Genomic DNA, 21441 nt, shown 5'->3' with positions numbered 1-21441 from the left:
CTTATAGGCTCCTGTGTTTCTTAAACCAAGCTTCGAAGCTGGAGTTGGGGGCGACTGGCAGTTCACGGTATTTACCCCAGGCACCGCTAAAGGGCTTGAGCAGACTACCGGGCAGAATGCGCAGTGCAGTTCGGGCCGCGCCCATTGAGCAATTGAGCAGAGTAGTGCTTGCCATAAATTTACCCACTAATGGCATATAGCCGTTTTTGCCGTAGGGGAGTTGTCCGGCTTCGGCTTTAAGACGTCTGTGGTGGTGAATAATCTTATCGAGCGGCACCTTGGTCGGGCAGACATAGGTACAGCTACCACACAGGGTACAAGCCCAAGCGATGGAGTTGGTATCGTCATGCTTGGCGCCCACCGCAATCCCAATCGGACCGGGAATGGTGTAGTTGTAGCTGTAACCACCGGAGCGGCGATACACAGGACAAGTATTTAAACAACCGCCGCAACGAATACATTTCAATGATTCGGCAAGGATTTTATCCTTCATCATCTCGGTACGGCCGTTATCGACGATGATCACATGCATCTCTCCATCGACCTGTGGTCCACGGTAGAAGGCGCTATAAGTAGTGACGGGTTGGCCAGTTGCGTTGCGTGCGAGGGTGCGTAGTAACACGGCGGCGCTGTCGATATCGGGGACAATTTTGTCGATCCCCATTGAATGCAACTGCAACTTGGGTAGGTTAGCGCCCATATCGGCGTTACCTTCGTTGGTACAAACGACCACGGCGCCCTTATCGGCAATCGCCATGTTTACCCCTGTCATGGCGGCATCGGCGCTGAGGAATTTTTCACGCAAATGCGCGCGGGCGGCACGGGTTAAATACAAGGGATCTGCTGCCCCCGCTTTAGTGCCGAGTTTCTCATGGAAGAGGTCACCGACTTCTTCTTTTTTCATGTGGATAGCGGGCACCACAATGTGCGAAGGCGGCATTTTCGCGAGCTGAATAATGCGCTCACCTAAGTCGGTGTCGATGACTTCAATTCCACGCTGCTCTAAGTAAGGATTGAGATGACATTCCTCGGTGAGCATAGATTTTGACTTAACTAACTTCTTCACTTTATGGCTAGCTAAGATCTCGTGCACGATACGGTTGTGCTCGGTACCATCTTTAGCCCAATGCACTTTGATGCCGTTGGCAAGACAGTTTTGCTCAAAGGTTTCAAGGTATTGTGCAAGGTTGGTTAAGGTGTGCAGTTTGATTTCAGAACCTAACTGACGCAGTTGCTCCCATTCGGGTAAGCTGCCAGCGGCGCGATCGCGTTTTTCGCGCAGCACCCAAAGGGCTTTAGAGTGCCAGTCAACTCGGGTTTCATCGCGGCAGAAAATATCGGCTTTATGAGCGTGAACCTGTGAACCCGTTGCCTCGTGATTATGTTGATATGCCATAGTGGGTCTCCTAGAGCGCGGCGTTAAGCACTTGCGCTATGTGGCGAATTTCAATTGGCAATTGTTGTCTGCGGATCATGCCATCGAGGTGTAATAGGCATGAAGGGTCGAAGCCAACCACATATTGCGCGCCTGTTGCCGCGTGGGCTTGGGCCTTGTCTTTACCCATCTTGGCGGATACGGCGCCTTCATCAACGGCAAAAGTACCACCAAAGCCACAACATTCATCGCGACGGTCTGGATAGACAATGTCGATTCCGGCGATATTGGCGAGCACGGCTTCAACTTTGTTGAATCGCGGGCCCATTTGCTCGCTTGGCGTGGCAAGGCTGAGCATACGAATGCCGTGACAGCTCAGTTGCAGGCTGATCTTATGGGCAAAAGGCTTGTTAAAGGCGGGAATGGGGGCGATATCGTGGAGGAACTCGGTCAGTTCATAGAGTTTGTCGATAACGGCTTTCGCTTCTGGGCTGCTATCAAACTCGTGGAAATTTTCTTTGGCGGCCACTAAACAAGAGGCAGCAGGGCAAACAATGGCATCACATTCCACACCCTTGAAAGCATTAAGTAATTTCAAGGTAGTACTGCGTGCTGCATCGAAGCAACCCGAGTTGGTCATAGGTTGGCCACAGCAAGTTTGGCCTGCGGGTAGAATCACTTGGTGTCCGAGTTTTTCCAGTAATTCCAGTGTTGCGATTGCGACATCTGGCATCATTTGGTTAACAAGACACGGGATGAAAAGGGCGATTTTCATTGTGCTTTCTCTTTCTTGTTAGTGAACGACATTGCCTTGCACTGTGACCCCAAAGTCCACACAAATGCTAAGGTAGTTGATCCAATATAGGCTTATCTAAAGTAAATAAGTAGCCCTAATTTAGTAAATGATCTACTAGATTTTTGCAAAAATGAGAAGTTTTTAACAATATGATTTTAAATGGTTAATTTGGTTTTTATTTTAAGATTTATTTCGTTAACTTTGCGGAGTTGTCGATAAATGAGAATAGTTTTCTTCTAAAGAAAAACGGGGCTATCTTTAGCCCCGTTTGGTCAGTGTGTTAGCGACTGCACTCTTCGAGCAGATACGCTAAGTGGCGGTAGGAAATACCACTGTGTTGGGTCAAACCGACCTCGCACATACGGTTGGCGTAATAGCCTTCTTTAACCTCAACTGGGATTAACTTCTTAATATTGCGCAGGGCGCTGGCGTTGATTTCTGGCTTATATAAACCTTTTTCACCGGCGTATCCACAACATTCAATACCCGCGGGTTTGAGCACTTGCGCCGAGCAAGCATTGGCAATGGCTTGCATCTTAGGTTCTAACTTCATCTTGCGAGCACTACAACCTAAGTGCAAAGCAACATTGACCTTTTTGTTGATGGTCAGCTTGTCCAGCAGCTTGTCGTGCATAAACTCAACTAGATCCGTTATTTGTACCTTTGGGTTACCCGTGAGGGTGCGATAAGTACAAGATAGGGCATCGACTAACACTGGGATCTTGCCGCCATTGCTCATCTTGCTGAGCACATCGATAAGCTCCTGGCGTTTGGCGTCGGCGTTTTTAAAGTCGCCCTTTGATTCCCACATTTGGCCGCAGCATAAATCGCGGGTCTTTTCTGGCGTGATAACGTTATAGCCCGCGCGCTCTAGTAGGGTTACAACCACTTCTGGCAAGGTGCGATTATCGGGATCCTTAGGTGTTGGACCAAAGGTACGGCCACCACAGGCGGGGAAGTAAACCACGGTTTCTTGGCCTGCTTTGGCGGGTGACGGTTTAGGCAGTTTGCCGCCTTTGGGGAAGTCCGGATTCCAGTAAGGCACTTCTTTAGAAATCAGCCGACCCGTTTTCATCAGCGCATTAGTAATGCCATCGCCAGTGATTTTATGGATAACCCCAAGTACATCAAAGCCCGTACTGATCACTTGGTTTACCGCGCCAAAATGCTTGGCTTGGAAATCCAATACTTTTTGCTCAGTGGTGCTGATATAAGGTGTACGTAGTTTACGGACTAACTGACCCATGCTGTTATCGACTGGGCAGGCGATAGTACAGAGCTGACAGGCGGCGCAGGTATCAATCACATCGTATTTTGCATCGGCGCGCATTTTAGCGGCCGCAGCTTTATCACCGGACTGCTCTAAGCGTTCGATTTCACGCAGAGTAGCGATACGTTGACGTGGCGAGAAGTTAAGTGCTGATGTTGGGCAGGTTTTTTCGCAGAAGCCACATTCAATACATCTATCAACAAAATCATCGACAACAGGGCAGGGCTTAATATTTTTAACGTGGACGTTCGCATCATCGTTAAGAATAACGCCTGGGTTTAGAATACCCTGAGGATCAAATAGTTGTTTGATGCTCTTCATCAAAGTGTAAGCATCTTGTCCCCATTCTTTTTCAACAAACGGTGCCACAGCGCGGCCGGTGCCATGCTCAGCTTTCATTGAGCCGTTGTACTTGTTAATCACCATATCGGCAATATCGTCCATAAAGGCATGGAAGCGGTCGATATCGGCTTGAGTGGAGAAGGTAGGAGTAATAATGAAGTGGAAGTTACCTGCTAGCGCGTGGCCATAAATACAGCCTTCAGGGTAACCATGTTTATGGAAAAGCTCAGTGATATCGTGAGCTGCTGCGGCTAGATGTTCAAGCTCAAAGGCCACGTCTTCGATGATAACTGAGGTTCCTTTTGGACGCTCGCCACCGACAATGGGGAAAAGCCCTTTACGCATCGCCCAATACTTGTCGTAAACCGCGGGATTGGTACTGAATTCCATCGGACGGATGAAGTCAAAACCAGCCAGTTTGGTACTGACATCTTGGGTATAGCGTTCGAGCGTTTGAGCATCATCCGCACGGGATTCAATCAATAGAATCGCCGATAATGCAGGCAGTTCCGACAACCAATCTGGCATGCCTGGCTTGCCGGTTACCGCTTTAATGGATGGCCAGTCAAGGAGTTCGGCTGCAGAAACACTTTCACCATTAATCAGCGGAATGGCGCGTGCAGCATCTTCCATATTATGGAATACAGCCATGGCTGAGGCTTTAAATTTAGCCTCATTTACAGTGTGGTAAGTGACTTCGTTAATGAAAGCTAACGTACCTTCCATCCCGACCATTAAGTGGTTAATGATGTCAAATGGGTCGGTAAAATCGATTAAGGAGTTAATACCGTAGCCAGTGGTATTTTTGATGGAATACTTTTTACGAATGCGCTCGGCCAATACGGTGTTATGGCGTGTCAGATGGGAGAGCTCGCTCAGATCTTGCAGTAATTTCCCGTGGGTCTTAGCAAACTCAGCCTTAGATTTTTCACAGCCAGTATCGAGTTCAGTGCCATCGGCAAACAACAGTTTTGCCGATGCGATGGTTTGGTAACTGTTTTGAGCAGTACCACAGCACATGCCTGAAGCGTTGTTTGCAACAATTCCGCCAATTTTTGCCGAAGCAATTGTCGCTGGATCGGGGCCGATTTTGCGATTCAGTGGCGCAAGCACAGCATTCGCGTCTGAACCAATAACGGCGGCACCTAAGGTAATTTGTTTTGCATCGCTACTGACTTCAATCTTTCTAAAACCATCATGGCCAAGGATAAGTAGTATCCCTTCACCAATCGCTTGGCCAGATAAACTGGTGCCTGCTGCTCTAAATGTGACGGGCGCATTATGCTTGCGGGCAACGGCTAAGGTGAGTTTTACCTGTTCTAAGGTCTCGGCATGGACAACAACTTCGGGCACGATTCTGAAGTAGCTGGCATCGGTAGACCAAGCAAAACGACGGACAGGATCATCCGTCACCGGACGATCACCTAATTGTGTTCTGAGATCATTGATGACCTCTTTGTAGTTAATCGACATAACATCACTCTCTTTATCTTATAGAAGAAAGTCGAAGTCACTCGGCGTGACTTCGAACAAGATGGATTAGAAGCCACCCCAAAGTGTTGCGATAGTGCCTGCAAGTAAGGCGTAGCCAAGGGCAACAGGCATGGTTTTACGAATAATTTCCGACTCTCTACCCGCCATACCTACTACAGTTGCAGCGGCAACCACGTTCATTACGCACATCATGTTACCGGCGTTTGCACCGATACCTTGCAGTGCCAATATCAGCGTATGGTTCATGCCAACATTATCAGCCACACTGTATTGCAGGCTTGAGAACATCATGTTTGAGAACGTCGCTGAACCTGACAGGAAGGCACCAAAAATCCCCACGATAGGCGCCATCCATGCCCATACCGCGCCCATTGAATGGCCCAACATATCGGCTAAGGCCACTGGCATAGAGGCTAGTCCAGCACCATTAGCACCTGAGTTTAAGAAGATTTTCACCATAGGCACTGAAGCACCTAATGAGATAATGGTCGGCAACATCGACTTACATGAAACACCGATGGATTGCTTAATCGCAGGACTTTTCATTTTGAACAGGAAGAAACCGATAATACACACTGCGACGAAGAAGGCGCCAGGGGCGTATAAGGTTGCAAAGCTCGCTTTAAGCTCAGTACCCATCAGGCCTGTCCAGCTAATGTTGAAACTCGATAACCAAGCTTTCAGTGGTGTGACTGTACGAGATAACACTAACAGCGCAGCCATGATGATATAAGGTGTCCAGGCGGCAATTTGTGAAAACTGGGCTTTCGCTTCGATCTTCACACCTTCTTGGTTGTCATTCTCTGCGAAATCATTCCAAGGTGTTTTAGGCAGTAGGTAGCCCTTACGCGCAACAGGGATCACCAGTGCCATACCGATTAATGCACCAATAACCGATGGGAATTCAGGGCCTGCAAGGTAGTTAATAATCCAGGCGGGGACAGTAAAGGCAAGACCTGCGAAAATCGCAAATTTCCAAATGGCTAAGCCTTCTTTAAAGGATTTATTGCGGCCAAAGAACCCGGTCAGCATAGTCACCATAACCAGCGGAATTAATGAACCTGTGATTAAGTCGATAGTGATCATATGCATTACGATATATCGAGCATAACCCGCATAGGTTCCACCATGGGCAGCAAACTGCTCAGCAGCCATACTTACACCACCTTGGATAAGACCCTGTTCCATCCCAAAGAGCACGGGTAAACCAATTGCCCCAAATGATACGCAGGCTGAGTCGGCAATTAAGGCGACTACGGCGGCGGCAACAGGAGGTACTCCCAGTAATACCAGCAGTGGCGCGCCAATGGCGGCTGGCGTACCAAAGCCAGCACTACCTTCGATAAAGGCGCCGAATAACCAACAAATAATAATCACCTGTACACGGGCATCGGCACTGATGTTAGTGAAGCCTGCTCGGATAGTATCCATTGCACCTGAATATTTCAGAGTATTAAGTAGGAATACCGCACCGAAGATGATGGTTAATGGCGTGATCGCTGACAGCAGTCCTTCAAGAACGGATGCGGCCAATAGAGTGGTATCCATTTGCCAAATAAATACGGCGGCGATGGCCGTAACTACCATGGAAATGGGCATAGCTTTTGACGCGGGCATTCTCAGTAATACAAGAAAGATCATTACACTGAGCACTGGCGTCAAGCTGGCGAGGAGTTGGAGTATTGTCATGCTTGCCTCTACATAAAGTGGTCTGTCTTATTTTTTATAGGAATCTTATTGGTGCTTCGATATCAGAACTTATGGTGGATAAATCAGCAGTATTCACTACTAATAATCACTGTTACGACATTCTGTGGTGTGTACTAGACGCTATTCGGGGTTGAACTTATATGATCTAGATCATTTTGACTGCTATATGAAATGCTAATTTACAGTGCTGCGGGAGGCTTCTCTCATAGGATTTCTTCAACTGTGACCAATGTCACCTAAAGAGTGGTTTGTATATTCCTATGCTCAGTAATTAATTTAACTTGTATGCTTTTTAGTTATAAAAAATCAGATCTTCACTAAATTAGCGATCAGTATTGCAATTAACTGATCCATTTATTTCATTAATGGGCACTTAATGAATTTTTAAGACAATATTAAGGTGTGATCTGCGTCACTCAGACTCTCATTAAAAGGAACGGTGGTTTTTAATGATTTATTTTAAATATATGATTTTTATTATTTTATATCATTTTTAGACTGAGACTTTTAGTGTGATCTGACTCACACTTTATCGGGTGGGGAAATTGAGTGTGAGCAATGTCACCTTATGGAATATGAGTTAATCTGAAATTTAATAACGGTTAATAAAGCTGTTTACAGCAATGCAGCTGCACAACTCCATTTTGTTAACAACTATAGTCAGTCATTATCTATATTTTTTATGGTAGGTTGCTTGAGTTAAGCTTCGCATCATCTCATCGTACAAACTCAAAACAACTTACTGCCCCAGCCGAGCTTACTTCGCAACACATGGAAGTAATTATGGCCTTTAGGATGGATAAGCCTAAGTTGCTCAGAGCTGCGGCGCACGATGATCTCATCGCCGGGTAATACTGCTAAATGCACATGGCCATCACAGCTAACCTCAAGGTTTTCGCCATTTTCAGGGGAAACCACCATCTTAATGGTGCTGCAAGCATCGACCACAATAGGGCGGCATGACAAGGTGTGTGGAAACATCGGGACTAAAATTAATGCCTGTAAATTGGGGGTGAGAATCGCCCCACCTGCTGACAGTGCATAGGCGGTTGACCCCGTGGGAGTTGAAACTATCATGCCATCGGCGCGTTGGCTGTACATGAATTGATTGTCAATATAGACCTCAAATTCAATCATGTGAGCGATCTTACCCGGATGCAGCACCGCTTCATTTACCGCGGTATTACTGGCTTTTAGCTGTCCATGGCGATAGACCTCTGCCTCAAGTAAAAAACGGTGTTCGGTATCAAACTCACCATCGAGCACTTTAGCGAGCGCCTCTTCGAATGCATCCGGCGGTAAATCCGTTAAAAAGCCAAGGTTGCCGCGGTTTACACCAATCACGCCCACGTCGAAGCGCGCCAGTACTCTGGCGGCGCCGAGCATATTGCCATCACCGCCAACGACTATCGCTAAATCACAACGCTCGCCAATCTCTAATAAATCAACCGCCACAATTTGTGGGCCTAACTCAGTTGCTACCCGCTCTTCTACGAGGACTTCATAACCTTGCATCGTCAGCCAGTGGTGTAGACGTTTGAGGGTTTGATTTGTCCCTGGATGATGCGGCTTACCAATTAGGCCAATGGTGTGGAACTTTGTGGTCATATTTATGCTAGATCTGGCCTTAGGCCTTGAAACGTCAAAATTGATCCCCATAATATGCCCAGAGTATTTAGAAACAAAGCATTTTTAGCTGGAGTGAAAATGAGCAACGAGTCGATTAAAGCAGAACAGGATCTGATCCAAGAGGGTGTAGAGTCTGAAGTTTCTACCGAAGAAGCAAGTCTGATTGATGAGCTTACCCAAGCCAATTTCCGTATTGAAGAGCTGGAACAGTTACTCGCTGACGCTTTGGCGAAAGTTGATGAGCAAAAAGATTCAGTAATACGTGCAGCTGCCGAAGTGGATAACATTCGTCGTCGCGCTGCGATGGATGTAGAGAAAGCCAATAAGTTTGCTCTGGAAAAATTCGCCAACGAATTGCTGCCAGTGATAGACAATATGGAGCGAGCGCTGCAAGGGACTAATCCGCAGGATGAAACCACTAAAGCTATCTATGAAGGTGTTGAGTTAACACAAAAGAGTTTGTTGACCGCTGTGGCGAAATTTGGTGTAAAACAAATTGATCCTCAAGGACAAGCCTTCAACCCTGATCAACATCAAGCGATTGGTATGCAACCAAGTGCTGAATTCCCAGCCAATACTGTGATGTTAGTGATGCAAAAAGGCTATGAACTGAATAGCCGTTTATTGCGCCCAGCCATGGTGATGGTGTCTCAAGGTGGTCCTAGCCAAGAGTCTGCTTCGATTGATATTGAAGCGTAAGCGATAAAACGTTAAACCAATAAAAAGGACTGCAGATGCAGTCCTTTTTAGTTTAAAACTTTTATTGTAAGTTAATCAGTAGCTTATTTTGTCATAAACAGGAAGCAAGCTCCCTTGAGCTTAATTGGCAAGATAGGCATTAATCTGCACTAACATGCCTTCGGCATCGAGTTGTAAGTCATGGATCACTTCTTCTGGTGATCCATGTTTAATAAACTCATCGGGCAAGCCAATTTGTAGTACAGGTTTAGGCATTTTAAGCTTTTGCAGAAGCTCTAGCACACCTGAGCCAGCGCCGCCCATAATGGCGTTTTCTTCCACTGTGACGAGCACATCGTGGGTTTGCGCCATCTCTTTGACTAAATCCACATCCAGCGGTTTCACAAAGCGCATATCGACCACTGTCGCATCTAAAGTCTCTGCGGCAGTGAGTGCTGCGGCTAAGGTAGTCCCGAAGTTAAGCATCGCGACACGTTTGCCTAAACGCTTAATCACCCCTTTACCAATTGGCAGCGCCGTCATGGCTTCAACTTGAGTCGCACCTGTTGCACTACCTCTTGGATAGCGTACCGCGCTTGGACCTGCATCATAGCAATACCCGGTATACAGCATCTGGCGACATTCATTTTCATCCGATGGCGCCATAATCACCATATTTGGAATACAGCGCATAAAGCTTAAATCGAACGCCCCTTGATGGGTTGGGCCGTCGGCACCGACAATACCTCCACGGTCAATCGCAAATAGTACGGGTAAACGCTGCAATGCGACGTCGTGGATAAGCTGATCATAGCCGCGTTGCAAGAAAGTCGAATAAATGGCGACCACAGGTTTATAGCCCTCACAGGCAAACCCTGCGCCTAAGGTCACCGCATGTTGCTCGGCAATGGCTGCATCAAAATATTGTTTTGGGAAGCGCTGCGAGAACTCCACCATACCCGACCCTTCACGCATGGCAGGGGTAATGCCTAAGACTTTTTCATCCTGCTCAGCGATATCACATAACCATTTGCCAAACACTTGGGAGAAGGTTGGTAGTCCCGGCTTAGTCGCTGGCTTCTTAAACTGTGATGGGTCAAATTTAGGGACGGCGTGCCAACCGATAGGATCTTTTTCTGCTGGCTCATAGCCACGACCTTTTTTGGTCATAATGTGTAGCACTTGTGGCCCCTTTAGATTGCGCATATTGCGCAGGGTTTCCACTAGGGCATCGACATCGTGGCCATCGATAGGGCCGATATAGTTAAAGCCTAACTCTTCAAACAGTGTGCCAGGAACCACCATGCCTTTGAGGTGTTCTTCGGTGCGCTTGGCCATTTCTTTGATAACAGGCATGCCCTTGAGTACTTTCTTGCTGCTTTCACGAATCGTGGTGTAGAAGCGGCCTGACATCAATTGGGCTAAGTGATTGTTGAGTGCGCCGACATTTTCTGAAATCGACATTTCATTATCGTTTAGCACCATCAGCATATCATTGTGCAAATCACCCGCGTGGTTCATTGCCTCGAACACCATGCCGCCTGTCATTGCACCATCGCCAATCACGGCAACCACTTTACGGCCTGCCTGTTCTTTTTCGGCTGCAACGGCCATGGCTAATGCGGCACTGATGGAGGTGCCTGAGTGGCCTACGCTAAAGGTGTCGTATTCACTTTCTTCCCGCCAAGGGAAGGGGTGTAAACCGTTCTTTTGCCTAATGGTGTGCATTCTATCACGGCGACCAGTGAGGATTTTATGGGGATAGGCTTGGTGACCAACATCCCAAATCAAACGGTCAAACGGGGTGTTATAGACATAATGCAGGGCAACAGTCAGCTCGACTGTGCCAAGCCCAGAGGCAAAATGTCCGCTGGACATGCCAACGGACTTAAGAAGGAACTCCCGCAACTCATCGGCCAATTGGGGTAATAGGGCCTGTGGAAGCTGGCGGAGTTCATTAGGTGTGTTGGCCTGTGCCAACACCGGAAACTGAGAAATGTCCAAACTCATAGCGAGATACTTCGTCTCTTTTTATATTCTTCGCTCAATAATATAGCGGGCGAAGTCTGCAATTAACTGGCTATTGTATGGCAATTTAGCCAGCGCTGATAGTGCCTCTTGGATCAGTTGCGCGGCGGTATCTTTTGCGCCTTGCAGTCCAAGTAGTTGCGGAAAAGTACTCTTATTTGACTCGGCATCTGAGCCTTGAGGTTTGCCGAGTTCTTCCGTGGTGGCAATAATGTCCAGAATATCGTCTTGGACTTGGAAGGCAAGTCCTACGGCATGGGCAAATTCCATCATAGTCTGATATTGATCTTTTGGCGCGTTCGCGGCGATCAAGGCTAACTCAACGGCGCAGCTGATCAGCGCCCCTGTTTTCATATTATGCAGTTGAGTTAATGCTTTAAGATCAATGTGCTTATCGGTGGAGGCTAAGTCGATGGCTTGACCGCCGCACATCCCCCGATAACCAGAGGCTTTTGCCAATGCTCTGACCATAGCGATATGTTGCTCGCTGGTAATCCCTGGCACGGCTTCAGTCACAATCTCAAAAGCTAAAGTTTGTAGTGCATCCCCAGCAAGAATTGCGGTGGCTTCATCGAAAGCGATATGCACTGTGGGTTGACCACGGCGAAGTGCATCATCATCCATAGCGGGTAAATCGTCATGGATTAACGAATAGGCGTGGATGCATTCAATCGCGGCGGCGCAGGCATCGAGTTTTTCAAGTGCTACGCCAAACATTTGCCCGACACTGTAAACCAAGAAGGGACGAATGCGTTTTCCTCCTAAAAGGGCGCCATGGGTCATCGCGGCTTTTAACTGAGGAGCTGTATCTTCGAGTGTACTAAAACGTTGTTTTAATTGGTTATCAACTCGTTGTTGATATTCTTTTATTGCATTGACTAACACGCTTATTCGCCCTCAACGGCATAGGGAGAGAGGGGCGCATTTTCATCCTGCTTGAGTAAAATGGCCACTTTTTGCTGAGCTTGTTCAAGTTTTGCCTGGCTGTTACGCACCAGATTGATGCCTCGTTCAAATTGTTTTAACGCATCATCGAGAGAGACATCGCCCTGCTCTAACTCAGCAACGATGCGCTCGAGTTCACCAAGGGATTCTTCAAAACTGAGATTTTCGGGTTTCTTTGCCACGTTAATAATTCCTTTGAAAGAGCGGACACAAGGTATATCAGGGCGGCTCAAGGGTCAAATTCAGTCGATGGATATTTGCTCGATAGCACGCTTTGTTGCTGAATTTTTTTCAGAAAATAGAAATTGCCGCTAAACTTGCTTAGAGCTTGTCCGATAAATGACAATAGTAGCATTATGCTTATAATCATCTTAAGACATCATAAAATAAGGCTTGGGTTAAGACCAAAGTGTTAACCGTTGACGGATGACATTTAGTGTTATTTTGCCAATAGAGTCAGTATCATGTCGTTTATACAGAATATTGAGGAGCCGTTGTGGATTTAGCTACAGTTATTGGACTAGTCGGGAGCTTTGGTTTTATCCTTTGGGCCATGGTAACCAGCGGCGGCATTGCAATTTTTATCGACATTCCTTCCGTCTTTATCGTGTTTGGTGGCTCCTTCTTTGTCGTGATGATGAAATTCAATTTAAAACAGTTTTTAGGTGCGGTAAAAATCGCAGTAAAAGCCTTTATGTTTAAAATTGATAAACCTGAAGATCTTATCGAACAATCAGTGACGATGGCTGATGCGGCGCGTAAAGGTGGATTTCTTGCTCTTGAAGAAGCACAAATTTCCAACAGTTTTATGCAAAAAGCCGTCGATATGTTAGTGGATGGTCATGACGGTGAGGTGGTACGTGCCGCGCTTGAAAAAGATATCGCCCTCACCGAAGAGCGCCATCGCAACGGCATCGCCATTTTCCGGGCTTTTGGTGACGTAGGACCCGCGATGGGGATGATTGGTACCCTAGTGGGCTTGGTGGCGATGTTATCCAATATGTCGGACCCGAAATCGATTGGCCCTTCAATGGCGGTTGCGTTGTTAACTACCCTATATGGTGCGGTAGTGGCTAACATGGTGTGTATTCCTATCGCCGATAAATTAAGCCTTAGAATGGGTGAGGAAATGCTAAACCGTAACTTGATTATGGATGCGGTATTGGCGATTCAAGATGGCCAAAACCCTCGAGTAATTGAAGGCTTTTTGAAGAACTATCTTGCTGAAAAACAGCGGAAAATCGATACAACGGACGGAGAGTAGCCCATGGCTAAGTGCAACTGTCCACCGCCCGGAGCACCACTCTGGTTGGCAACATTTGCCGATTTGATGTCCCTCTTGATGTGTTTCTTCGTGTTGCTGCTGTCATTCTCCGAAATGGATGTGATGAAGTTTAAGCAGATCGCAGGTTCGATGAAGTATGCATTTGGGGTGCAAAACAAAGTCGAAGTTAAAGATATTCCTAAGGGGACCTCGGTGATTGCCCTCGAGTTTCGTCCTGGTCGTCCCGATCCCACGCCGATTGAGATCATCAACCAACAAACCAATGAAATGACCGAACCCACGTTGGATTTCCAAGCGGGGGAAGATGATAGTGCGGGTGGGGTACAACAACAGAACGGTTCGCAGCGAGGTGGTGAAGCAACGGCCACTGCTCAAGAAACCGCTGATGCGGTGAAGGCAGAGGCTGCGGCAGCTCAGGATAAGATCAATCAGCAAGTGAAAAAAATGGCGCAGGAGCTCAATAAAGAGATCACCGATGGGGCGATTGAAATTGAGTCACTTGGACAGCAGATTATTATTCGAATCCGTGAAAAAGGTTCATTTGCCTCAGGCTCTGGTTTCCTACAACCGCGATTTAAACCAGTGGTGCGTTCGGTGGGTGAGTTGCTCAAAGATGTGCCGGGAATTATTACCGTATCGGGTTATACCGACGATATGCAGATAAGTGATGAGCTCTATAGCTCAAACTGGGATCTCTCCAGTAAACGTGCTGTAGCTGTGGCTGATGTGTTATTGCAGGTCAAGGGCTTTGATCCTAAACGGATGAAAGTGGTCGGTATGGCCTCAAATAATCCAATTGTCCTAAATGATTCGCCTGAAAATCGCGCGCGAAATCGTCGAGTTGAGATTGCGATTGAACAAGGTAAAGCAAAAGAATCCGAAGAAATTCAAGTAGGTAAATAGCTTTTAATCCAAATCAGTTATTTGATAAAAACGCCGTGACTTGCTCACGGCTTTTTTATTTGGGCTTTTTTGACTATAAGTTCAACTGTGCGTAAGCGCACGCCACGAGCAGCCCTAGTGTGGAAACAGGTGCGCCAATCGCCGTGAGTTTGTTATAATCCGGCGATTATTCTTTTAACCAATTTTGCTGTTGCCAAAATTGCCCGCGGAAATCCCATGAAGTTTATTGTAAAGCTGTACCCAGAAATCATGATGAAGAGTAAGCCTGTACGCATGCGCTTCACTAAAATGCTTGAAACCAATATCCGTAACGTGCTCAAAAAAGTTGATGAAGATGCTAAAGTGCAACGTCAATGGGACCGTATTTGGGTAAAGGTGCCAAATGATAAACCTGAATTAGCTCAGGCCTTTGGTGAGCGTTTAGCTTGTATCCCTGGGATCGCCCACGTAGTGCAAGTGGATGAATACAGCTTTACGTCAGTTGATGATATCTACCAGCAAGTATTGCCCGTTTATCGCGACCAAATTGCCGGCAAAACCTTCTGTGTACGCGTCAAGCGCACTGGTAATCACGATTTTAACTCTATTGAAGTAGAGCGTTATGTCGGTGGTGGCTTAAACCAGTTTACCGATGCGATTGGCGTGCGCTTAAAGAACCCCGAAGTCACTGTTAACCTCGAAATCGAGGGCGATAAACTGTATATGGTGACTAAGCGTATCGAAGGCTTAGGCGGTTTCCCAATGGCAACGCAGGAAGATGTGTTGTCGTTAATTTCGGGCGGTTTTGACTCGGGCGTGTCGAGCTACCAATTTATTAAGAAGGGCGCTCGTACCCATTACTGTTTCTTCAACCTAGGCGGCGCGCAGCATGAGATTGGCGTTAAGCAGGTTGCTTACCATTTGTGGAAAACCTATGGTGAATCCCACAAGGTGAAGTTTGTGTCCGTGCCGTTTGAGCCTGTGGTGGCCGAGATTTTAGAGAAAATCGACAATGGTCAAATGGGCGTGGTGCTCAAGCGTATGATGATGCGCACCGCGGCACGTATTGCCGAGCGTATGGGCATTCAGGCGATTGTAACAGGTGAAAGCTTGGGTCAAGTGTCGAGCCAAACCTTAACCAACTTAAACGTGATTGATCGTTGCACCGATATGTTGATTTTGCGTCCGCTGATCACTATGGATAAGCAAGATATTATCAATGAATGCCGTCGTATCGGCACCGAAGATTTTGCTAAGTCTATGCCGGAATATTGCGGGGTGATTTCACAAAAGCCGACTGTTAAAGCGGTACTGGCTAAGGTTGAGGCCGAAGAGACCAAATTCTCTGAGGACTTGATTGACCGTATCATAGAGCAAGCCGTGGCTATTGATATCCGGGAGATAGCAGAACAAATGAATACCCGTATCACTGAAACTGAGACCGTTGTTGCTATCGACACCAATGAAGTGGTGATTGATATTCGCGCCCCAGAGGAAGAAGAGAATAAACCGCTGGAGATTGAAGGCGTGGAAATCAAGCGCATTCCTTTCTTCAAATTAGCGACTCAGTTTGCCGATCTCGATAAGCAAAAGACTTACCTGCTGTACTGTGAGCGCGGCGTGATGAGTAAATTACAGGCACTTTACCTGATTGAACAAGGTTATCACAATGTTAAGGTTTACCGCCCTTAAGCGATAGCCAGCAAAGCGTATGCAAGGTCAAGCCTCAGGTTTGACCTTGATATGCAGCAATCTACGGGATTACGAATACAAAAAAGCCGCATTGGAATGCGGCTTTTTTGTTATTGCGAAGCAGTGCAATTTACTCGGTTTTGACCACTTGCTGTGCTGGTAGCACCTCATCGGCAATCAATAAGGTGGGATCTTGCAGCGCTTCTTGGTGCATTTTTTCCATCGTTGCCGTCAGTTCGGCATTGATACTTGTTTGTAAATCACTGGTGTCGATAATAATTTCGGCATTGATAACATTAGCGTAGACATTGGCACTGAGTGCGCTGACTAACACTAACGCAAAAGCAGATTTTAAATTGAACATAGTCGCCTCCGGGCTGACAAAGTATTGCTGTCAGACATTCCCATCACCCGTTCGAGATTGTCCAACTCATGTGTTTCGTTGGCGCAAAATTTAATCAAAAACGCTGGCCTTTACAAACGATTAAATGTAACAATACGGATTAGAAAAACTAATTAAAAATTGAGATAGAGATCACTATGTCAAGACGCTTACCACCACTGAATGCGGTTAAAGCATTTGAGGCCGCCGCACGGCATTTGAGCTTTACTCGAGCGGCTGAAGAATTGTTTGTGACTCAGGCTGCGGTGAGTCATCAAATTAAAGCGCTGGAAGATTTTCTCGGATTAAAATTATTTCGCCGAAAAAATCGTTCACTGCTGCTAACCGAGGAAGGCCAGAGTTATTTTCTCGATATTAAGGACATCTTTATTCAATTGGCAGATGCGACCGATAGGCTGCTCGCACGTAGTGCTATTGGTTCGTTGACCGTGAGCATGTCGCCAAGCTTTGCGATTCAGTGGCTGGTGCCTCGTCTGTCCAAGTTTAGTGAAAAGAATCCTGATATTGACGTACGGATCAAGGCGGTGGACACAGAGGCCAGTTCCTTAACTGACGATGTTGATGTCGCGATCTATTATGGTTTAGGCAATTGGCCTGGGCTGCGGGCCGATAAACTTCGCAATGAAGTGCTTATTCCTGTGTGTTCGCCCATGCTGTTAAATGGCCCTAAGCCGCTGTCAAAGCCGGAAGATTTAAAACACCATACATTGCTACACGATATGAGTCGCCACGATTGGCAGGCGTGGTTTAGACAATGCGGTATTACCGATATCAATGTGAACCAAGGTCCAATTTTCAGTCATTCTTCCCTCGTCTTGCAGGCGGCTGCCCACGGTCAAGGTGTGGCGTTAGGTTATAGCGTGTTGGCTCGGCCCGATATTAAGGCGGGGCGATTGGTATGCCCATTCCAAGAAGTGTTAGTGAGCAAAGATGCTTACTACCTCGTATGCCAACAGAATCATGCCGAGCTGGGTAAAGTGGTCGCGTTTCGTGAGTGGATGTTAGATATGTTTGCCGAGGAGTCACGCAGTGAGTTGTTGCCCGGATAATCCGTTGGTAAATGTTGCACTAAGTGCCCATGTGTTAGAAGGTGAACCCTCAGAGATCTTGATTTTATTTGCCCATGGCGCGGGAGCGAATCGAGACTCAGACTTTATGTGCCAAATGGCAGCAGGTCTTGTCACCAAGGGCTTTCAAGTGATGCGTTTTAACTTCCCTTATATGCAAGCCAATGCTGTGGATGGTAAAAAGCGCCCCCCTGATAGAGCGCCAAAGCTGCTTGCCTGTTTTAGCGAGATGCTCGATGTGGCGCACGCTCAGCCTAAGGTTAAGCGGGTGGTCTTGATGGGCAAATCCATGGGCGGACGCATGGCGGCGTTACTTGCTTGTGATAGCGTACAAGCCAGCCGTATCGATAGGGTTATTTGTTTAGGTTATCCCTTTATTCCGCTTAAGGGCGGTGAGCCTAGGTTGGAACCCCTGAACGACTGCCAAGTGCCCGTGTTAGTGCTGCAAGGGGAGCGGGATAAGTTTGGCGGCAAGATACAAATCCCCACTTGGCCACTTAACAATGATATTCAAATTGAATACTTAGCTGATGGGGATCATAGTTTTGTCCCAAGAAAGTCGTCAGGTACGACTGAAGCGGCTAACCTTGCACTGGCTGTTGATTTATCAGCAAAATTTATTGGCTAATGTTTCTTCTTGATATGACGTAAAGTGCTCAGAGTCTGGATTAACGGCTCGGGCGTCATCCGTTGTAAAGCCTATTGGTTTTTGGAGGTTAAAATGCGTAAAGGATTGTTGTTACTCGCCGCGGTAAGCGGTTTTTTTGCGGTCGCGCTAGGTGCTTTTGGTGCCCACGGTTTAAAAGCCGTGGCGCCCCCAGAGTTGATTGAAGTGTTTAATCTTGGGGTGCAATACCACTTCTACCATACCTTTGCCTTGATTGTGGTTGCTTTTGCGGGGCAGTGGTTAACCTCACGTTTACTCGATTGGGCGGCGTATTTATTTATTGCGGGTATAGTGCTGTTTTCTGGCTCGCTCTACGGTTTGGCGCTGGTCGGCAGCAAATGGTTTGGCCCTATCACGCCGATGGGCGGCGGCTGTTTCCTCTTAGGTTGGTTATTGCTGGCCGCGGCCGTATGGCGCCATAAAGTGGTGGATGGTAACGAGTCATAATGCTTGTATGGCGCAGCTACTGCGCCGTGCGTCCACGCAGCCAATAGCACAAAAGCCCGATAGCAAATCGGGCTTTTGTGTATTGAAATTGCTATACTGGCGCCCAAATCGATAGTCGGCCATGTTTATGGCTTGGATTTCTTAAGGATCTCCATGAAAAACCTATTTTTATTTTGCCGTGCAGGCTATGAGAAAGAATGCGCAGCAGAAATCCAACAGCGAGCGGCTGAGCTCAATGTGGGTGGCTTTGTTAAGGCCAACAATAACGATGCCTATGTGGTATACCAATGTTTTGACGATGATGGCGGCGATACCTTGGCTAAGCAGCTGTCGTTAGATTCGCTGATCTTTGCTCGTCAGATGTTTGCCGCGAGTGAACTGCTAGCCGATTTGCCCGAGTCTGACCGTGTCAGCCCGATTGTGGCAGCGCTCAGTGAGGTGAGTAAAGCGGGCGAGCTGAGGGTTGAAACCCCTGATACCAATGAAGCAAAAGAGCTGTCGGCATTTTGCCGTAAGTTTACTGTGCCTTTGCGCCAGCATTTGAAAAAATCAGGTAGTTTACTGGCGCAGGAAAACCCTAAGCGTCCGATTATTCATGTGTGTTTTGTTGGCCCAGGACGCGCCTACGTTGGTTATTCCTTCAGCAACAACAGCTCACCCTATTTTATGGGGATCCCGCGCCTGAAAATGGCTGCCGATGCACCAAGTCGTTCAAGCCTGAAACTCGATGAAGCATTCGCGCAGTTTGTGCCTAAAGAAGCGCAGGAAGAGCGGGTTCGCAGCGGCATGAATGCGGTGGACTTAGGCGCTTGCCCAGGTGGCTGGACCTATCAGTTAGTGCGTCGTGGCATGATGGTCTCCGCGGTCGATAATGGCCCAATGAACGAAAAACTGATGGAAACCGGACAAGTGAAACATTTCCGTGAGGATGGTTTCCGCTTCGAGCCACAGCGTAAAAACATTTATTGGTTAGTGTGTGACATGGTTGAAAAACCCGCGCGCGTGGCTGAGCTGATTGAGGCTTGGGCCATCAATGGCTGGTTTAAAGAAGCCATTTTCAACCTCAAGCTGCCGATGAAGAGCCGTTATAAAGAAGTGATGGCGATTTTGAATACCATGCAGGAAATCCTCAAGGAAAATGGTATCAACGAATTCCAGTTGCAGTGTAAGCACTTATACCATGACCGCGATGAAGTGACGGTGCACTTATGGCTTAAGCCTAGCCAGCCTTGGAACTAATCTGCGGTTTTTTACCGTTCTGTTAGTGAGTGAAGCCCCAAGTCATGTTTGGGGCTTTTTATTTGGCTGTTCTGCTAGGGCGTGTTGACGTTTCGAGATTAGATTTTGTTCGTTCAGGCAAGCACGTGCTCGCGAAACGAGGAATGATGTGTAGTTATTCTACTCAAATGACGAGCGGCTCTTATGACAGAAAGTAAGAGCAAGGGCTTGCCAGACGAACCCTTCGGGCAGCATTTGGCTGACGTTTCTGCTGCGTTATCGTCCGTTTAGGTAGAATAACTACACTGCACGGACTTTGCCTTGCATAAAAGCCAGCCAGATTGCTGCAAAAATAACCATGAAACGTCAACACGCCCTAATGGCAGCCATAAAAAACGCACCCTAAGGTGCGTTTTTTGTTTCGCGCAAAGCGATTATGACAGACGGTCAAGCACCGCTTGAGTGAAGTCAGTCGTACCGTGGGTGCCGCCTAAATCGCGAGTCGTACGGTCGCCTTCTTCAATCACTGCCGATACGGCTTTACGGATCATGTCGGCTTTATCAGCCATGCCTAAGTATTCCAGCATTTGGATAGAGGCTAAGATCACAGAGGTTGGGTTTGCGAGGTTTTTACCCGCGATATCTGGCGCGCTGCCGTGAACCGCTTCGAAAATCGCTGCATCACGGCCAATGTTGGCGCCGGGTGCCATACCTAAACCACCGACTAAACCGGCACACAGATCCGACAGAATGTCACCAAACAGGTTGGTGGTCACGATGACGTCGAAGTTTTCTGGGTTCATCACTAACTTCATGCAAGTCGCATCGACGATCATTTCTTCGGTTTTGATGTCTGGGTAGCGTTGGCTCACTTCACGGGCCACTTTCAGGAACAGACCTGAAGTTGACTTCATGATGTTTGCTTTGTGCACGATAGTGACTTTCTTGCGGTTTTCTTTACGGGCCAGTTCGTAGGCGAAGGTCGCGATTTGCTCAGCGCCTTGGCGAGTGACGATACTAGTCGCTTCTGCGGTGCTGCCGTCTTCTGACACTTTTTGACCGTGGCCTGAGTACATGCCTTCGGTGTTTTCACGCACTGTGATGATATCAATGTTTTCATAACGGGCTTGAGTGCCTTTGAAAGACAACACTGGGCGCACGTTCGCGTACAGGCCGAATTTCTTACGTAATGTCACGTTGATAGAGGTAAAACCTTCGCCTACAGGCGTAGTCAGCGGGCCTTTTAGGGTGATGCGGTTTTTTTCGATCAGTTCTAAAGTACGCTGCGGAAGTAGTTCGCCTTGCTTCTCGAGAGCGGTTAAGCCGGCATCGGCAAATTCATATTCAAAATCACAACCTGCTTTATCAAGAATTTTTAAGGCTGAATCAATAATACTTGGGCCAATTCCATCACCTGGAATTACGGTTATCGTTCTTTTTGACATGGAGAAGTCCTTCCACGGTTCGTCGTTACTGCAATTGTCCGACCCGGGATCAGCCGGGTAACATGACT

General features: G+C 47.4%; 18 protein-coding genes. 8 read left to right on the top strand and 10 right to left on the bottom strand.

From position 1 onward, the window contains the following. Position 1 precedes the first annotated feature (1 nt). The 5 genes from KXJ80_RS17015 to nadK form a co-directional block, all read right to left on the bottom strand. Positions 2-1396, bottom strand: a complete 1395-nt coding sequence (locus tag KXJ80_RS17015; RefSeq protein WP_218738250.1) for a lactate utilization protein B — start codon at positions 1394-1396, stop codon at positions 2-4. Positions 1397-1406: 10 nt separating this feature from the next. Continuing rightward, positions 1407-2150, bottom strand: coding sequence for a (Fe-S)-binding protein (locus KXJ80_RS17010; protein WP_218738251.1), 744 nt, complete (start codon positions 2148-2150; stop codon positions 1407-1409). 301 nt (positions 2151-2451) lie between these two features. Beyond that, positions 2452-5256, bottom strand: a complete 2805-nt coding sequence (locus KXJ80_RS17005; protein WP_069454564.1) for an FAD-binding and (Fe-S)-binding domain-containing protein — start codon at positions 5254-5256, stop codon at positions 2452-2454. 66 nt (positions 5257-5322) lie between these two features. Then, complete coding sequence (locus KXJ80_RS17000; RefSeq protein WP_047535865.1) at positions 5323-6966, bottom strand: L-lactate permease; 1644 nt, start codon at positions 6964-6966, stop codon at positions 5323-5325. 750 nt (positions 6967-7716) lie between these two features. After that, entirely contained in the window at positions 7717-8595 is an 879-nt protein-coding gene (gene nadK, locus KXJ80_RS16995) for an NAD(+) kinase (protein ID WP_086023973.1), read from the bottom strand. 99 nt (positions 8596-8694) lie between these two features. Between nadK and grpE the strand changes: the two genes are divergently transcribed. Beyond that, positions 8695-9315, top strand: coding sequence for a nucleotide exchange factor GrpE (grpE, locus tag KXJ80_RS16990; protein ID WP_037416074.1), 621 nt, complete (start codon positions 8695-8697; stop codon positions 9313-9315). A gap of 120 nt (positions 9316-9435) precedes the next feature. Here grpE and dxs read toward each other — a convergent pair whose 3' ends face one another. The 3 genes from dxs to xseB are packed head-to-tail and all read right to left on the bottom strand — an operon-like array spanning position 9436 to position 12449. Further along, positions 9436-11304, bottom strand: a complete 1869-nt coding sequence (gene dxs, locus KXJ80_RS16985; protein WP_218738252.1) for a 1-deoxy-D-xylulose-5-phosphate synthase — start codon at positions 11302-11304, stop codon at positions 9436-9438. Positions 11305-11325: 21 nt separating this feature from the next. Beyond that, positions 11326-12207, bottom strand: coding sequence for a (2E,6E)-farnesyl diphosphate synthase (gene ispA / locus KXJ80_RS16980; RefSeq protein ID WP_037425840.1), 882 nt, complete (start codon positions 12205-12207; stop codon positions 11326-11328). A 2-nt stretch (positions 12208-12209) separates the two neighbouring features. Beyond that, entirely contained in the window at positions 12210-12449 is a 240-nt protein-coding gene (xseB, locus tag KXJ80_RS16975; RefSeq protein WP_011623480.1) for an exodeoxyribonuclease VII small subunit, read from the bottom strand. 314 nt (positions 12450-12763) lie between these two features. On the opposite strand from xseB, the gene pomA reads away from it, so the two are divergent. The 3 genes from pomA (at position 12764) to thiI (ending at position 16126) form a co-directional block, all read left to right on the top strand. Further along, complete coding sequence (gene pomA / locus KXJ80_RS16970) at positions 12764-13531, top strand: flagellar motor protein PomA (protein WP_047535853.1); 768 nt, start codon at positions 12764-12766, stop codon at positions 13529-13531. A 3-nt stretch (positions 13532-13534) separates the two neighbouring features. Beyond that, on the top strand, positions 13535-14455 hold the full coding sequence (locus KXJ80_RS16965; protein ID WP_037425837.1) for a flagellar motor protein MotB: 921 nt from the start codon (positions 13535-13537) through the stop codon (positions 14453-14455). Positions 14456-14671: 216 nt separating this feature from the next. Further along, complete coding sequence (gene thiI, locus KXJ80_RS16960; protein ID WP_055647997.1) at positions 14672-16126, top strand: tRNA uracil 4-sulfurtransferase ThiI; 1455 nt, start codon at positions 14672-14674, stop codon at positions 16124-16126. Positions 16127-16256: 130 nt separating this feature from the next. On the opposite strand, the gene KXJ80_RS16955 is transcribed toward thiI, so the two are convergent. Then, positions 16257-16490, bottom strand: a complete 234-nt coding sequence (locus tag KXJ80_RS16955) for a hypothetical protein (RefSeq protein WP_037416521.1) — start codon at positions 16488-16490, stop codon at positions 16257-16259. 176 nt (positions 16491-16666) lie between these two features. Here KXJ80_RS16955 and KXJ80_RS16950 point away from each other — a divergent pair, with 176 nt between their 5' ends. From KXJ80_RS16950 to rlmM, 4 genes are all read left to right on the top strand, one after another. Further along, positions 16667-17578, top strand: a complete 912-nt coding sequence (locus KXJ80_RS16950) for a transcriptional regulator GcvA (RefSeq protein WP_037416523.1) — start codon at positions 16667-16669, stop codon at positions 17576-17578. After that, the gene (locus KXJ80_RS16945; protein ID WP_218738253.1) at positions 17559-18224 is read left to right on the top strand and encodes an alpha/beta fold hydrolase; all 666 of its coding nucleotides are present in this window, start codon (positions 17559-17561) and stop codon (positions 18222-18224) included. The genes KXJ80_RS16950 and KXJ80_RS16945 overlap by 20 nt, the downstream gene beginning before the upstream one ends. Positions 18225-18317: 93 nt before the next feature. After that, positions 18318-18710 carry a DUF423 domain-containing protein gene (locus tag KXJ80_RS16940; RefSeq protein WP_037416529.1) on the top strand — a complete coding sequence of 131 codons (393 nt, stop codon included), beginning with the start codon at positions 18318-18320 and terminating at the stop codon, positions 18708-18710. Positions 18711-18863: 153 nt separating this feature from the next. Continuing rightward, positions 18864-19949 (top strand): 23S rRNA (cytidine(2498)-2'-O)-methyltransferase RlmM, encoded by a 1086-nt coding sequence (gene rlmM / locus KXJ80_RS16935; protein ID WP_037416532.1) that lies wholly within the window; start codon positions 18864-18866, stop codon positions 19947-19949. 413 nt (positions 19950-20362) lie between these two features. Here the strand turns inward: rlmM and KXJ80_RS16930 are convergent, their stop codons facing one another. Next, positions 20363-21373 carry an isocitrate dehydrogenase gene (locus tag KXJ80_RS16930; protein ID WP_037416541.1) on the bottom strand — a complete coding sequence of 337 codons (1011 nt, stop codon included), beginning with the start codon at positions 21371-21373 and terminating at the stop codon, positions 20363-20365. Positions 21374-21441: the final 68 nt, after the last annotated feature.

This window comes from Shewanella xiamenensis, assembly GCF_024971755.1.
In the GTDB taxonomy this organism is placed as follows: Bacteria; Pseudomonadota; Gammaproteobacteria; order Enterobacterales; family Shewanellaceae; genus Shewanella; species Shewanella xiamenensis.
This window is presented reverse-complemented; position numbering and strand designations above follow the sequence as displayed.